Genomic DNA, 14,536 nt, shown 5'->3' on the forward strand with positions numbered 1-14,536 from the left:
GCGAGTCCGCAAGACGGCGCCGCACCCGCGGAGGGATCGACCTGGAGCAGCCAGCGAAGACCGTCCTGATCTGCTCGTGTGAAGACACGATGCGCCTTGACGTGGCCGCGATCCTGCGTGGATGTCCCAACTGCGAGATCAGGAGCCATCGTCATCTCTGCGGCGCCGAGCTCGAAGATTTCCGCAACGCCGCGAAAGCCGACGGCCCGCTGACCGTCGCCTGCACGCAGCAGGCCGGCCAGTTCACCAATGAGATGGGCGAACGCGCCGGCCCGATCAGCTTCGTCAACATCCGCGAGACGGCGGGCTGGTCGCGCGACGGCGCGAAGGCGGGCCCGAAGATGGCGGCGCTGCTTGCAGCGGCGGCGGTTCCCGCGCCGGACTATCCGCTGGTCACATTGTCGAGCGATGGCATCATCCTGATCTATGGGCGCGACGAGACCGCGATCGAGGCTGGCCGGCTGCTGGCGGACCATCTCGACGTCACGGTCATGCTCAGGAAGCCGGCGGACGTCGTGCCGCCTGCCGCGGCCGTGTTCCCGATCGTGCAGGGCACGATCCGCAATGCGCGGGGGCACTTTGGCGGCTTCGAGCTCGCGATCGACGACTACGCGCAGCCACGCCCGTCCTCACGCGCCCGCTTCGAGTTCGAAGCCCCGCGCAACGGCGCGATCTCGCGCTGCGATCTCGTGCTCGACCTCTCCGGCGAGCCGCCTCTGTTTCCCGCACACGATCTGCGAGACGGCTATCTCCGCGCGGATCCGAGAGATCCCGCGGCCATGCTGCGTGCGGTGCTCGCCGCCCGCGATCTCGTCGGAAGCTTCGACAAGCCGAGATATGTCGACTTCACACCCAGCCTCTGCGCGCATTCCCGCTCGAAGCTGATCGGATGCCATCGCTGCCTCGATTTGTGCCCGACCGGCGCGATCACGCCGGACGGCGACCATGTCGCAGTCAACGCGGAGGTGTGCGCAGGCTGCGGGCAATGTGCGGCCGCCTGCCCCACCGGAGCGGCATCCTACGCGCTGCCACCCGCCGATACCCAGTTGCAGATCCTCCGCGCCATGTTGCGCGCCTATCGCGAGGCCGGCGGCACACATCCGGTCCTGCTGCTGCATGACAGCCAGCACGGCACGCCGCTGATCGATGCGCTCGCCCGCCATGGCGACGGATTGCCGGCCAATGTGCTTCCCCTCGCCGTCAACGAGCTGACGCAGGTCGGCCTGGAAGCCATCATCGGCGCCTTCGCCTATGGCGCGGCTGCCGTGCGGCTCCTGCTGCGCGCCAAGCCACGACACGACGTGACCGGATCGTTGCTGACGATCCGGATGGCCGAGACCATTCTCGCCGGACTCGGATTTGACGGCCGCCGCGTGAGCACGATCGAAACCGACGATCCCGACACTCTGGCCGAGCAACTGACGGGGATTGGCCCCCTCGCCGGCCTCGAAAATCCCGCGACTTTCCTGACGGTCGGCAAACGCGGCGATCTGCTTCGCTTCGGCTTGAGCGAACTGCATCGCCTCGCCCCCAAGCCGGTTGACGTGATCGCCTTGCCTGAGGGTGCACCTATCGGTGCGATCACCGTCGACGTCGCCGGTTGCACGCTGTGCCTGTCCTGTGTTTCGGCCTGCCCAACCGGCGCGCTCCGCGCCGATCCCGACCGCCCTGTCCTCAAATTCGTGGAGGACGCCTGCGTGCAGTGCGGTTTGTGTCAGAGCACCTGTCCTGAAAAAGTCATCAGGCTCGCCCCGCAGATCGATTTCCGGGCAAGACGCGCGCCGGCGCGGGTGATCAAGGAAGAAGAACCTGCCCTGTGTATTCGCTGTGGCACGCCGTTCGGCGTCAAGAGCACGATCGATCGGATCGCGACCAAACTCGAGGGACGGCATTGGATGTACCCTGCCGGGGACCGCCGGACCGAGGCCTTGCGGATGTGCGCCGATTGCCGGGTCATCGTCATGAGCGAACAGCAGTTCGATCCGATCCAGGACGTGCCGGAACGCGCGCCGCCACGAACGACGGATGACTACCTGCGTCAACGCGAGAACAAGGACTAGCCGCATGCCTCGATTCATGAAGGTTCTGTCGACGTGCCTTGTCACCACCGCCCTTGGCGGCACAGCCGTCGAGGCCGCCGCTCTTACCAAAGCCGAAAAGGTTGCACTCAAGCAGGCGGTGGTCGCCTGCAAGGCCGAGGCGAAGGGCAAGAAGATCAAGTGGCTGTCCCGCCGCAAATACGTCAACCAGTGCGTCGTGGCGGCGCTCAAGGAACATCCCAGCATTAGTATCGCCCGCATGCTCAAGGAGAACCCGGAGCTGACGAAAATTCCGGTGGAGCAATGGCCGGGGTATTAAAGTCTCATATCGCGGCTTGACGCCTTCGCTTGAGTATGCGCAAGGCGGCTAGCACCAACGCGGGCTATTTCGACGTCGCACGCGCCAGGAAGTCTGTGAGCGCGCGGCGATCTTCGGCCGAGCCGATCTGCTGCTCCGGCATCTTCGTGCCGGGCGTATAGGCGTTCGGCCCGATCTCGAACAATTTTGAGACGGTGTCCGGCGTCCAGACGATGTCCATCGTCTTGAGTGCGTCGGAGAAGCGATAGCCCGGCAGCGAGGCGATCTTCCGACCGAACAGTCCGGCAAGGGTCGGACCGGCACGCTGCACCTCCGTCTCCGACAATGTGTGACAGGCGACGCAGGCCCTGAAGACTTCGGCACCGTGGTCGTCGGCATAGGCGGCGAGCGGGTCCCCCGGCGTGCCCACCACGTTCGATCCGATCGCCGCGCCGGTCAGTGCATTCCAGCGCCTGATCTTGCCGTCGGCGCCGCCGGTCAGGAGCGTCACGCCATCGGGCAGGAATGCAACCGACCAAACCGGCCCGCCCAGCCCGGCGAACGTGCGCAGCACGCTGCGCGCCTTGCGATCGACGATCGCCACCGTGCCGTCAATTGCCGCCGCGGCGATCAAGGCGCCGTCATGCGAGACCGCCAAGGCGACGATCGGCGTGGCGCCGGCGATGACCTCGCCGCTTGCCTTGCCGTCGGCCGTCATCATGCGCAGCTTGCCGTCCGCTGCGCCGGTGACGATTTCGCCGTCAGGCGAGATGGCCACGGCATTCAGCGGCAACGGCACCGTGACGACCTCGGCGCTGCCGTCCGGCAGGCGCCAGATCCGCACCGTCAGATCGTAGCCCACGCTCACCAGCGACTGTCCGTCGGGGGCAAAGGCCACGCCATTCACGTTTTGCGAGTGACCTTGCAGCACGCGCGAGCCCCCGTCGGACAACGACGAGAGCCGCACGGTATGGTCCCACGAGGCGGATGCGAGCTTGGATGCATCGGGCGAAACGGCGAGCCCGACGATGGGTCCCGTATGGTCCGCGAAAACCCGGTCCGGCTGCGGCCGGCCCGACGTCCAGATCGCAATCCGGCCATCCGCACCCGCCGTTGCCATTCTTCCATCGCCGAGGAAGGCGACCGCATTCACCGCACCCGAATGGAAACGAAGCACCTGCTCCGCCGACTCGGTTGCCAGCGACCATCGGATCGCCGCAGTGTCGAAGCTGCCCGACAGAACCGTCCTGCCGTCGCCTAAAACGGCGATCGCGCGGACAGGTCCGCCGTGTCCGGCCAATTGCGCTTGCGCGGGTTGCAGCGCAAGAAGCAACGATGCCGTCACAAGGAACGTGGCGAGGCGCAAAATCAAATCCATGGCCGTCGGAGACACTCGCAGCGAAGCCCCGGGCCATTCTGCCCGTTTTTGCTGCCCGGCCAAAGTGCTCCCTGGCGTCCATCGGCCCCGCCGGCGGTCATTCTGAAAATCTGGCGTGTCCATGGGCGACGGGCTTGGCCCCTGGCAACAACGTGCCCATTTCACCAGTAATCAACAAGGGAGTTCGTATTCGGTTCGGGGTGCGACAAGCGGCGCCTTGAAGAGCGGCCCACGCGGTCGCAGTCTTGGTAAAGGCGCCTCACAATCGAGGTCGAACATGCAAATACATCCGAAAGCATATCTGCAGTTCATCTCGCGCATTTGGCATTCTCGCGTGTTGCCGCCGCGGGATCGCAATCCCACCAGCCGGGACGCGTCGCCACTGCTGATCTACATCGCTGCGGTGTTGGCGCTGCTACTGGCAATTCTGATAGTCGATCGCCACGGTGCGCCGTTTCAATTCCCAGAACATGTCGGCGATCCCGCTGAGATCAACCCGATCTTCATGAGTTTTTGAAACACAGCGCGCGACGGGGGCTGCGCAAGCGAACAAGCCGTCCGACGCGTCGCGCTGTTCAACGCCAGACGATTTCCAGCCCGCTCATCCCGAACCGAATGCGTTCGGATGCGACGGCACCATTCTCTCTATTGCTGAGTTCCCCTCGGAAACACCAGCGATCGATCGTCGAAATCTTCAACCGGCAGCTTATCTTGCACAGCGGGCATCCCTGCCACCGATGTGTGGCTCACGGACGATGGATGCGATCTCGGGACATTCGTCGCAGCCAGAAAAAGCGCGAGGGCGGTCAGGCTGGCGATCATCAGGAGCTTCATGCGAACCTCCGTTGGTTCTGAGAAATTCCTGACTAGTGCAGGACTCGACGTCCCCCTGTGAGATCGCTCACAACTCTCCTTTTGTTGATCAGCGCTGGAGCCGATGCCTCGGCTCCAGCCCCCTCCCAACCCGCCTATGGCAAATCTTTCGGGCGCGGCCACAGACCGCCTTCGGACCAGGATTCGGATTCATCGGGCGACAACGAATCCGCGCCACCGCCGGTTCGTGAGGGATCGACATTGAGCCATCGGCGCAATTCGAGCTTGCCGATCTGGTTGCGGTGGACCTCGTCGGGGCCGTCGGCCAGTCGCAACAAGCGAGTCGTCGCGAGCGCTGCCGAAAGGAAATGGTCGTTGTTGGTGCCGCCTCCCCCGAACGCCTGGATCGCCCAGTCAACAATGGTCTGCGCCATGTTCGGCGCAACGACCTTGATCATCGCGATTTCCTGCCGCGCTGCCTTGTTGCCGACCGTGTCCATCATGTAGGCAGCTCTGAGCGTCAGCAGCCGCGCCTGGTCGATCTTCATGCGCGCTTCGGCCACCCGCTCGAGCGTCACGGTTTGCTCGGCGAGAGGCTTGCCGAAGGCGACACGTTTCAGCGCGCGCCGGCACATGCGCTCGAGCACGCGCTCGGAGAGGCCGATCAACCGCATGCAATGATGAATGCGTCCGGGCCCGAGCCGACCCTGCGCGATCTCGAACCCACGCCCCTCGCCGAGCAGCATGTTGGCGGCCGGCACGCGTACATTGGTGAATATCACCTCGGATGCACGATCCGGTACGCCGTAGAAGCCGAGCACGGGCAGCGAACGGACGACATGCACGCCGGGCGTCTCCTTCGGCACGAGGATCATCGACTGACGCTTGTGACGATCCGGATTCTGCGGATCGGTCTGCCCCATGAAGATGATGATCTTGCATCGCGGATCGGTGGCGCCGGTGGTGTACCATTTGCGACCGTTGATCACGTAATCGTCGCCATCACGGACGATCGAGCTGGCCACATTGGTCGCGTCGGACGAGGCGACGTCGGGCTCCGTCATCGCAAAGGAAGAACGGATCTCGCCGGCCAGCAAGGGCTTCAGCCAGCGGTCCTTCTGCGCCTCCGTACCGTAGCGCAGGATGGTCTCCATGTTGCCCGTGTCAGGAGCACTGCAATTGAAGACCTCGGGAGCAAGATGCGAACGCCCCATGATCTCGCATAGCGGGGCATATTCGAGATTGGTCAGCCCGTCCTCGTGAGTGGGCAGAAACAGGTTCCACAGGCCGGCCAGTTGTGCGAGCGGCTTCAGTTCCTCGACGACCGGATGCACAGCCCAGGGCCCGAGCCGCTCGGCCTCCTGATAGTATCGGCGCTCGTTCGGATAGATGTGCTCCATCATGAAGCGCTGGAGACGCGCGGCCAGTTGCTGGCTGCGCTCGCTTTGGGTGATATCCACGTCGATTCTCCTTACCGGCCGCGCAGGCCGTCCCTGAGCGTGTTTCGGGTGATTTTTCCGGATTCCGTCTTCGGCAGGTCGTCCAGCACGCGAATGTCGACCGGGCATTTGTAGGCCGCCAGTCGCTCGCGGCAGAAGCGCGAGAGCGCGGCGACGTCGATCACGGTGCCGGGTTGAGCGGAGACGAAGGCGACCACCGTCTCGCCGCGATAGGGATCGGCGGCGCCGACGACGGCTGCCTCGCGCACGCCCGGAAAGCCATAGATCACGTCTTCGACTTCACGCGGCCAGACCTTGAAGCCGGAGGCGGAGATCATGTCCTTCTTGCGATCCACGAGGTAGAACCAGCCGCTCTCGTCAAAGAAGCCGACGTCGCCGCTATGCAGCCAGCCGTTGGTCAGCACCTCGTCGGTTTCCGCCGGCTTTCTCCAGTAACCGGCCATCACGCCTGAGCCACGCACAACCACCTCGCCATGCGCGCCGGGTCCGAGCGGGCGGCGCTCGTCGTCGACGACGATCGCATCGGCGCCCGAAGTCGGCCTGCCGATCGACAGCGCGCCTGAGTCGGGATCGACCGGAATCCGACCTTCGTTGGGCGCAAGATGGCTTGCAGAGGTCAGTTCGGTCATTCCATAGGAACTGCGGATCGCCCGTCCAAACCGTCTCGCAAAGGCATCGATGACCGAGGGCGCGATCGGCGCGCCGCCGGAATAGATATGTACGAAGCTCTCGAAATGCCGGCTCGTTGCGTCGGCCTGGTTCATCAGCGCGATGTATGCGGTGATGGCACCGACGATGAATGTCGGCCGCCATTCAAGGAAGGCATCGAGCGCGACCTGGGGCTGGAAGCGATAGGTCAGCACCATCGCTGCACGCGCGGCAAACGCCGCGACCATCTGGATTTCAAAGCCGGTGATGTGGAACAGCGGCGCGACCCCAAAGATGCACGACGTGCCGTTCAATTCGAAATGATCGCAACAGATCAACGCGGTCGCCACCAGATTGCGATGCGTGAGCATGGCGCCCTTTGGAACGCCCGTGGTTCCGGAGGTATACAAGAGAAGGGCGATGTCGTCGGACGTCAGAACCGGTGCCGGTGGTGCGGCTGCATTTTCGGCGAAAACCGTCGCCAGCGCCCGGGCCTGCGGAGCTGCGCCCGGCACCGGCAGCACCCGGACATCGTTTCGCAGCTGGAATTCCCGAGCGCCGGTCCAGAACACCAGCTCGGAATCGACCGAACCGGCGGCCAGGAAAACGTTCTCCCATTGATCGTCGTGGCAGATCACCGCCTTCGGCTCGCAATCCCCGAACAGCTTGCGAAGCTCTGGCGTGCGGTACATCGGGTTGAGGCTGACGACGATGGCCCCGACCTTCCAGGCCGCTACGCTGACGATGACGAACTGCGGCACATTCTGAAGAATGACGGCGACCCGATCGCCGCGCCCGACTCCTTTTTGCGCGAAGCGGGCGGCGAGCCGGTCGCTGAGCCGATCGATATCGGCATAGGTCTGCGTCGCATCGAAATAGAACACGGCCGGCGCCTCGCGCGGCGCGGCTCGAAACAGATCAAGCGCCGTCCGCCTTCCGGGATCGGGCGGAGCGACCGATTCCCCGAGCCGCGCGCGCAGCCGGCCCGCGGCTTCCTCGTAAGCGCGTGCACGCGACACGGAATCCAGGTCGACAGTCATCGCCGCTTGCCACCACTGTCGCAACGATGGCAGCCCCGTCCGGGCCGGCGGCCGCTATAGCCCGCCGCCACCTGGCGCAGCAGGAACCGTGGCAAAAGGCGTTCGCCGCCACTACTCATTGGCACTTTTTCCTCGATAGACCGAGCCGAGACGCGCATGCGGAAGCGCGGCACGGCTTGCAAGGGGCGGCTGGGCCGCCCCACTCTCTTTTGCTTGAATGACAACGCGCGTGCGCCGGATGTGGAGACGCACCAACACCTGTGCAGCTTCGACATCGCGCGCCCGGATCGCGTCCATGATCAGGACATGCTGGGGATCGGAGAACGGAAACCCGTCCTTGGCATAGGTCTCGCTCACAAACTGTCGCCGGAAATGCTGCGTGCTGTTCCAGAAGCGTTCGACCATCGCGAGCAGTTGCGGCATCCGCGCCCGCGAATAGGTCCGTAGATGAAACTCCCGATCAAGCTGGATGTATTCCTCGAGCGTGGTGACCTGCTCAAGTTCGCGCACAATGCGGTCAAGCGTCTCGATATCCTCGTCGGTCAGATTTGGAACGCTTTCGCCGATGGCAAGCGGCTCGACCGCTTCACGGATCTTGTAGATCTCGATCGATTCTTCCGAATTGACGTCCGCAATCCAGGCGCCACGGTTCGGCGCCATCACGACGAGCCCCTCGTTCTCGAGCTGCTTCAGCGCCTCGCGCACGGGAATGCGGCTGGCTCCGAAATGGGCCGCAAGAAGCTCCTGCCGAATCCGCGTGCCTGGCCGCATCTCGCCGCTCAGCACCGCGCTGCGAATCTCGCTTGCGATCCTCTCGCTCATCAGGCGACGGGACTCCGGATCGTCCTCATTGCCGTCCCGCGTCATGTCCTTCCAATGGGGAGGCCGCTGATAAGGACTCATGAAAGGCCCTCCTTCAATGAATGGCCGCGTACATGATCTTGTCCTCGGTCGCATCAGCCCGTGCCATTTCCTCGACGATACGTCCGCCGCGAGCGACCAGGATCCGATCCGAGATAGCCAGAATCTCCGGCAGATAGGAAGAAATAACGACAACCGCCTTGTTCTCGCGCGCCAGCCTGCGAATCGCCTCGTGAATTTGTGGAATGGCGCTCACATCGACACCACGCGTCGGTTCGTCGAAGATGACCACCGTAGGCTCCTGGGCCAGAGACTTTCCCACCACGACTTTCTGCTGGTTGCCGCCGGAATATTCGACAATCTTCAGCGTCCGCTTCAATGCAGAGATCGAGAGCGCCGAGATCCATTGATCGGCGATCCGTTTCATCTCGCGCGCGGAGTAAAGGAACCGCTTGACGCGCGGCGACGACAGATAGCCAAGATAGATATTCTGATCCACCGTCATCGTCTCGAAGAAACCGTCGACCTTGCGATCCTCGGTGATGTAGGCGATTCCGTCGCGCACCGCCTGCCGCGGCACCCGGTAGCGGACCGGCTTGTCCCGCAGATAGATCATCCCGCCGCGCAGGAAGTTGCGCTTGCGGGCGCCGCTGACGATCTGCGCGATCTCGGAGCGCCCTGCCCCGACCAGCCCGAAGATCCCGACGACTTCTCCGTTGAACACCGAGAACGACATATTCTTGACGATGCTGCCCATCGTCACGTTCTCGACCGAAAGCACCTTCTCACCGCGGGAGGCATGCGGCTTCGGCGCATCCGGATCAGCCCCGTGGGTCGCGTACTGCGCTGCGGTTTCCTCACGGCCAACCATCATCCGCACGAGCGCGTCCCGCGTGACGTCCTTCGCCGGTACGGTGGCGACCAGCTTGCCGTCGCGAAGCACGGTGATGCGATCGGCGATGTTCAATGCCTCTTCCAGCGCATGCGAGATGAAGATGATCCCGGCGCCCTTCTCCTTCAGGGTGTTGAGAAGATGGAACAGATGCTGCGTCTCTTCGGGGGTCAGCGATGCGGTCGGCTCATCAAAGATGAAGACCTGGGCGTTGTGGCGAACCGCACGCACGATTTCGACCATCTGCCGCTTGGCCGTTCCGAGATTCTCCACCAGCACCAGCGGGTCGACGTTGAAGTTCATCGATTGCAGCGACTGGGTCGCGGCGATGTTGATCTTGCTGTAGACCGTGACCCATTTCTCCATGCCGAGTTCAAGGTTCTGCGCCACCGTCATGGAGGGGACCAGGCTGGATTCCTGGTAGACCATCGCCACCCCACCCTCGAGCGCTTCCTTTGGCGACGCGAACGAGACCTTGCGCCCCTGGATCAGGTAGTCGCCGGAGGTCAGCACGATCGCACCGGCAATCGCCTTGCAGAGCGTCGATTTCCCCGCGCCGTTTTCTCCCAGCAGCGCGTGGATTTCGCCCGGCCGCAGATCGAAATTGACGCCATCGATCGCGTGCAGGCCACCATAGACCTTGCTGCCGTTGACGATCTGAAGCAGCTGGGTCCCTGCCCGTTGTTCGGCCGGCATGGCGTTCATCCTTCTTGCATGCCGCGGCCAGGCGGCAGTTCGACGAGGCAATCGCGTCCCTTGGACACCGCCAGCACACGCGAGCCGATCGGGCGGACGGCGGTGATTCCATGAACCCGACCATCGACCCGGCTGTGCAGCGTCTCGGTCGCCGCGCCCCTGGCGTCGAGCCGGGCGACAAGGCCATAGGAACGCGGCGGGGCCCACGGCTTCTGGATGCCGAGTTTCTTGATGCGGCCGATCTGGGTCGGTTCGCGCGGATTGAGGCGACCATCCAGCGCCGGCCCGATCCAAAGCTCAGGTGGCACCGTCCGCATCATCTCTTCGCAGAATGCCCGCTCGCGCAGGACGAATTCGGTCAATTGCGTGCGGAGCGCGAGGAAGGCCATCCAGACCTCACCATTCTCGCCTCGGGCAAGACGCGCCGGGTAGCCGGTATGATTCTTGACGATCACGCGCCTGTCGTCACCCGCACGTGAAAAAGCGGTCAGGCGGTGGGCCCAGGACTCGGCGACCCACACATCCTTGCCGTCACCGGATACGACCACGCCGAGCGGCCATGCGAGCTTGTCCGCACGCGCGCTCGCACCGCCGAGCGAGGAATTGCAGGCAATGAGCCGGCCCGACGGGGCGCGGTTCTGCATCAGGTCGGTCAGCCAATGCTCTGGCCGATTGTTTCGCGAACCGTCGGTCAGGTAGATCGCCCCGTCCGGCGCGACCGTCACCGACAACGGACAGGCAATCTTCTCACCACCGACGCTTTCGAGCTTGCCGGCGATCTCGCCAGTTGGCGAAAGCGCCACCAACCCCACGCCGGAGACGCAGGCGAGCAGCCGGCCGTCCGGCGTGCAGGCAAGCCCGCCGACCGGGCCGTCGAGCGTCGCGAACGCCGCGCGCGTGTTGAAGTCGTCTCCCGTGCAACGCAGGACGCGGTTGCCGGTCGAGACATAGAGCGCACCGTCCTGCCCGAGCGCGATGTCGTCCGGCCGCTCGATCTCTTCGCCGAGCTGGCGGGCCTGATCGAGCCGCTGGTTCGGGGAGAAGGCGCCGTCGAGCACCGGAATGCCGTGAACTTCCCGGTTCGGGGACAACACGCGATCGATGATATCGCCAAGCAGAGACATGGCTCAGGCCCCTCCCCAATAGGACTTGTGCGCTTCCCAGGTCGGGTCGGCGTCCTGCAGGCGGATACGGCCGATGCGGTTGTTCTCCAGACCCCCGATATAGAGATAGCCCTTGTGTTCACGGACCGACGTGATGGTCGGATGCGAAAGCCCGCCCGGATCCCAGAGCGATTCCGTCACCACGCCATTGTCGTCGAACTTGACCACGCAGCCGTAGTTGATGCCCGGACACAGCCATTCGTCCGGCGGGATCTGCTTGACCATGCGAGTACGGAAAACAGGGTTGCGCATCGCAAGGTCGTAGACCGGCGTGCGCAGGCCGACGAAAGCGAGCCAATACTTGCCGTCGGATGCGCGGTTGATGTTGTCGCAATAGCCCGGAAGGTTGTCGATCAGGATTTCGCTGGTGCCCGCCTTCGGGCCGGCGATCCAGAAGCGGTTGATCTGGCATAGCCAGGTGCTCGCCCACAGCACCGACTGACCGTCATGCGAAATGCAGATGCCGTTGGGAAACGTCAGGTTCTTGAGGACCGTCCTGGTGATCCCGGTTTTCGGATCGTGGCAGATCAGCCGGCCGTTGCCGCGCCCCTCAAAGCCGTCGAGCGCCCAGTCGGTCAGTTCATAGCGGGTCGAGGCCTCGCTGAAATAGATCTTGCCGTCGGGCGCGACGTCGAGGTCGTCAGCGAGATAGAGCCGCGAATCGTCCTTGAGGCGTGTACGCGTGCGCGTGGTGCGGTCGGTGACCTTGAAGACTGAACGATCGGGCTTCACACCGTAAACGCCCATGCCCGCGATGCAGACGAGCAGGTTCTGATCCCGATCGAACGCCAACCCGAGGGGCCGGCCGCCGATGCGTGCGAATTCCTCGCGCACGGTATAGTCAGGCGCGAGAAAGCGGATGATCGAACCGTTGCGGTTGACGGTGTAGAGGTTGTCCTTGCGGTCAAGGATGATGTCTTCCGGGCCTTCGATCATGTTGAGCGCGATCGCTTCCGCGTTCTTCAGGCGATCGTTCTCCGCGAACGGCGTGCCGCTGCCCCGCTCGACCGACGGCGGCGGCTCGAAATCAACCCAGCTTGGGGTGACGTAGACCTTTTGCAGCACCTTGCCCTTGTTCTTGATCCACTTCACGTTGAAGCCGACCGCAAGCAGCAGGATGATGCCGATGATGGCGGTCGTCAGGTTGCCGGAGATGCCGAGCCGAACCATGCCGCTGGTGAGCATGAAGATGATCGCCGCGCCCATGACGGCGCGCGCGATGGTACCGCGGCCGCCGGCCAGGCTGATGCCGCCGAGCACCACCGCGGCCAGCGCGTTGATCTCCCAGCCGACGCCGGTGTCGGTGCCCGAGCTGCTCTGCCGCGCGGCATAGAGGATCCCCGCCAGCGCCGCGATCGCGCCCGACATCACATAGGCGGAGAACAGCACGCGCTTGACGTTGACGCCGGCGTGGCGGGCCGCCTTGCGGCTCGACCCGACCGCCATGATGTGGACGCCGGGCTTGATGCGGGTGAGGAAGAAGTGGGTTCCGACCGCAAGCAGGATCAGCACCAGCATGTTGAAGGGAATGCCGAGAACCCTCCCCGAGCCCATGAAGTCCCACGTACTGGACCCGCTGTCGATGCTCGCGAGTTCGTTCGTGAACGCAACCGTCACCTTGTTGTAGGCGGCGCGGACGATGATGAGGACGACGAGCGTCGTCAGGAACGGCCGGGTCTTGCCGTAGGCAATCAGGCCGCCGTTGATCGCGCCCATCGCCGCACCGAACAGGACCACAAGCACGATCGTCACGGGCAGCGGCAGCCCGAGGATGAGATACAGATAGAGCGCGAGGAAGTTCGACATCGCGAACACCGCGCCGACCGACAGGTCGATGCCGCCCGACAGCACGGAGAAGGCCATCGCGACCGCGACCATGCCCTGCTCCGCGAAATTCCGCATCAGTTCCTGCAGGCTGCCCGCCGTCAGGTAGCGCGGGATCATGATCGCGAAGGCCAGGAAAACCGCGATCGTCAGCGTGAATGGAATGATCGGCTCCATCCAGCGCTTCTCAAGCAGTTCGCCCAGGAACAACTGGGGCGAATGGCGGTGCCAGGCTCGTTGCAGGCTCTTCATCAACAGACTCCGGCGGGCTCGGCGCAGCAGCGGCCGAACGGCGGGACGACACGGGGGATTTGGATCGACAGCTCCGGCCTGCCCGCGCCGCGGTGGGCGCGGGCGCCGGAACGACTTACTTCGCGCCCTTCGGGATGCTGAAGCAGTACATGCGATCGTCCTTCGACTTCACCCAGGCGGGGGTCGTGTAATAGGCGATGTTCTTCGCGCCCGGCTTGTCGCCGCTCTGCAACAGCGCAATCACCGCGTCGGCGATGGTCTGGCCCTGCACGTCGGCGCGATACGACAGGTTCGCGGAGAACGCGCCTTGCTCGAGCAGATCGCAATCCGCAGGTTGGCCGTCGCTGGCGACGAACACCTTCACCTTGTCGCCCATGTTGGCGGCCTTGATCGCCTGCGCCGCGCCCGCGGTTTGCGGTCCCCAGACGCTGAGGATCCCGCACAGCTTGGGATGCTGCTGCAACACGGTGGTCGTGATGTCGCCGGCCTTGTTGGCGTCCCAGCTGGTCGGCTGCGACGACACGACCTTGATCGACGGGTCGGTCTTGAACACCTCCATCGCGCCATTCTTCATGTCGAGCGAATAGGCCGCGGTCGCCTCACCTTCGAGGATCGCAACCTCGCCGGAGCCCTTGCCGCCGCCACACTGATTGATGACCTCGCGCGCGATCTTGGTGCCGAGATCCTTGGCATCGACGCCGACATAGGCGTCGGTCAGGGTGTTCGATGCCATGTTGACCTGCACGACATAGATGCCCGCGTCCATCGCACGCTTCAGCTCCTTGGCGAGCAGCGTGACGTTCGGATTTTGCACCACGATCACGTCGGGCTTGTCGTTGATATAGTCGCTGACGGTCTGAAGCTGGATGTCGGACTTCATGTTGGCGTCGCGGGTGACGAGCTTGATGCCGTAATCGTCGAAACGATCCTTCATCACGCGCGTCCATTCGGATTCCAGAACACCCATCCAGACCGGCGACCAGGCCACCGTCTTGCCCTTGAGCGACTTGTCGAATTTCTCGCGCAGCTGGTCGCGCGGCCCGGCCGCCTGCGATGGCGCAGCCACCAGCGCGGCGGTTGCCACCATCGCGGCCAGCCCGATGCCGGCAAACGCCCTCCTGTGCACAGCTTTCGTCATGTCAATTCCTCCCCTGTTATGTCGGCCGACTGTT

The 14,536-nt window shown here is 64.1% G+C and carries 12 protein-coding genes; 3 read left to right on the plus strand and 9 right to left on the minus strand.

The window, feature by feature from the left end; all coding sequences use genetic code 11:
• The first annotated feature begins 89 nt into the window (after positions 1-89).
• Together J2R78_RS00145 and J2R78_RS00150 are read left to right on the plus strand one after the other, a co-directional pair.
• Positions 90-2,060: a 4Fe-4S binding protein gene (locus J2R78_RS00145; RefSeq protein ID WP_253609274.1), complete on the plus strand. Its 1,971-nt coding sequence runs from the start codon at positions 90-92 to the stop codon at positions 2,058-2,060.
• Positions 2,061-2,064: 4 nt separating this feature from the next.
• Positions 2,065-2,358: a hypothetical protein gene (locus J2R78_RS00150; protein ID WP_253609275.1), complete on the plus strand. Its 294-nt coding sequence runs from the start codon at positions 2,065-2,067 to the stop codon at positions 2,356-2,358.
• Between the two features lie 64 nt (positions 2,359-2,422).
• Here J2R78_RS00150 and J2R78_RS00155 read toward each other — a convergent pair whose 3' ends face one another.
• Complete coding sequence (locus J2R78_RS00155; RefSeq protein ID WP_253609276.1) at positions 2,423-3,715, minus strand: c-type cytochrome; 1,293 nt, start codon at positions 3,713-3,715, stop codon at positions 2,423-2,425.
• A gap of 115 nt (positions 3,716-3,830) precedes the next feature.
• Here J2R78_RS00155 and J2R78_RS00160 point away from each other — a divergent pair, with 115 nt between their 5' ends.
• Complete coding sequence (locus J2R78_RS00160) at positions 3,831-4,232, plus strand: hypothetical protein (protein ID WP_253609277.1); 402 nt, start codon at positions 3,831-3,833, stop codon at positions 4,230-4,232.
• A 128-nt stretch (positions 4,233-4,360) separates the two neighbouring features.
• On the opposite strand, the gene J2R78_RS00165 is transcribed toward J2R78_RS00160, so the two are convergent.
• From J2R78_RS00165 to J2R78_RS00200, 8 genes are all read right to left on the minus strand, one after another.
• Positions 4,361-4,549 carry a hypothetical protein gene (locus tag J2R78_RS00165; RefSeq protein WP_253609278.1) on the minus strand — a complete coding sequence of 63 codons (189 nt, stop codon included), beginning with the start codon at positions 4,547-4,549 and terminating at the stop codon, positions 4,361-4,363.
• Positions 4,550-4,683: 134 nt separating this feature from the next.
• Positions 4,684-5,988 carry an acyl-CoA dehydrogenase family protein gene (locus J2R78_RS00170; protein ID WP_309144975.1) on the minus strand — a complete coding sequence of 435 codons (1,305 nt, stop codon included), beginning with the start codon at positions 5,986-5,988 and terminating at the stop codon, positions 4,684-4,686.
• Between the two features lie 11 nt (positions 5,989-5,999).
• A complete protein-coding gene (locus J2R78_RS00175) occupies positions 6,000-7,676 on the minus strand; it encodes an AMP-binding protein (protein ID WP_253609279.1) in 1,677 nt (558 codons plus the stop codon).
• 111 nt (positions 7,677-7,787) lie between these two features.
• Complete coding sequence (locus J2R78_RS00180; protein ID WP_229189506.1) at positions 7,788-8,462, minus strand: GntR family transcriptional regulator; 675 nt, start codon at positions 8,460-8,462, stop codon at positions 7,788-7,790.
• A 130-nt stretch (positions 8,463-8,592) separates the two neighbouring features.
• A complete protein-coding gene (locus J2R78_RS00185) occupies positions 8,593-10,134 on the minus strand; it encodes a sugar ABC transporter ATP-binding protein (RefSeq protein WP_253610047.1) in 1,542 nt (513 codons plus the stop codon).
• Positions 10,131-11,249, minus strand: coding sequence for an SMP-30/gluconolactonase/LRE family protein (locus J2R78_RS00190; protein ID WP_253609280.1), 1,119 nt, complete (start codon positions 11,247-11,249; stop codon positions 10,131-10,133). Before J2R78_RS00190 ends, J2R78_RS00185 begins: the two co-directional genes overlap by 4 nt.
• A gap of 3 nt (positions 11,250-11,252) precedes the next feature.
• A complete protein-coding gene (locus J2R78_RS00195; protein WP_253609281.1) occupies positions 11,253-13,364 on the minus strand; it encodes an SMP-30/gluconolactonase/LRE family protein in 2,112 nt (703 codons plus the stop codon).
• Between the two features lie 115 nt (positions 13,365-13,479).
• A complete protein-coding gene (locus tag J2R78_RS00200; protein ID WP_028334112.1) occupies positions 13,480-14,502 on the minus strand; it encodes a sugar ABC transporter substrate-binding protein in 1,023 nt (340 codons plus the stop codon).
• Positions 14,503-14,536: the final 34 nt, after the last annotated feature.

Source organism: Bradyrhizobium sp. USDA 4538 (assembly GCF_024171045.1).
In the GTDB taxonomy this organism is placed as follows: Bacteria; Pseudomonadota; Alphaproteobacteria; order Rhizobiales; family Xanthobacteraceae; genus Bradyrhizobium; species Bradyrhizobium australafricanum.

Coding starts and splice junctions, on each gene's coding strand:
- J2R78_RS00145 (WP_253609274.1), top strand. CDS start 90: ATGCGCCTTGACGTGGCCGCGATCCTGCGTGGATGTCCCAACTGCGAG.
- J2R78_RS00150 (WP_253609275.1), top strand. CDS start 2,065: ATGCCTCGATTCATGAAGGTTCTGTCGACGTGCCTTGTCACCACCGCC.
- J2R78_RS00155 (WP_253609276.1), bottom strand. CDS start 3,715: ATGGATTTGATTTTGCGCCTCGCCACGTTCCTTGTGACGGCATCGTTG.
- J2R78_RS00165 (WP_253609278.1), bottom strand. CDS start 4,549: ATGAAGCTCCTGATGATCGCCAGCCTGACCGCCCTCGCGCTTTTTCTG.
- J2R78_RS00175 (WP_253609279.1), bottom strand. CDS start 7,676: ATGACTGTCGACCTGGATTCCGTGTCGCGTGCACGCGCTTACGAGGAA.
- J2R78_RS00185 (WP_253610047.1), bottom strand. CDS start 10,134: ATGAACGCCATGCCGGCCGAACAACGGGCAGGGACCCAGCTGCTTCAG.
- J2R78_RS00190 (WP_253609280.1), bottom strand. CDS start 11,249: ATGTCTCTGCTTGGCGATATCATCGATCGCGTGTTGTCCCCGAACCGG.
- J2R78_RS00195 (WP_253609281.1), bottom strand. CDS start 13,364: ATGAAGAGCCTGCAACGAGCCTGGCACCGCCATTCGCCCCAGTTGTTC.
- J2R78_RS00200 (WP_028334112.1), bottom strand. CDS start 14,502: ATGACGAAAGCTGTGCACAGGAGGGCGTTTGCCGGCATCGGGCTGGCC.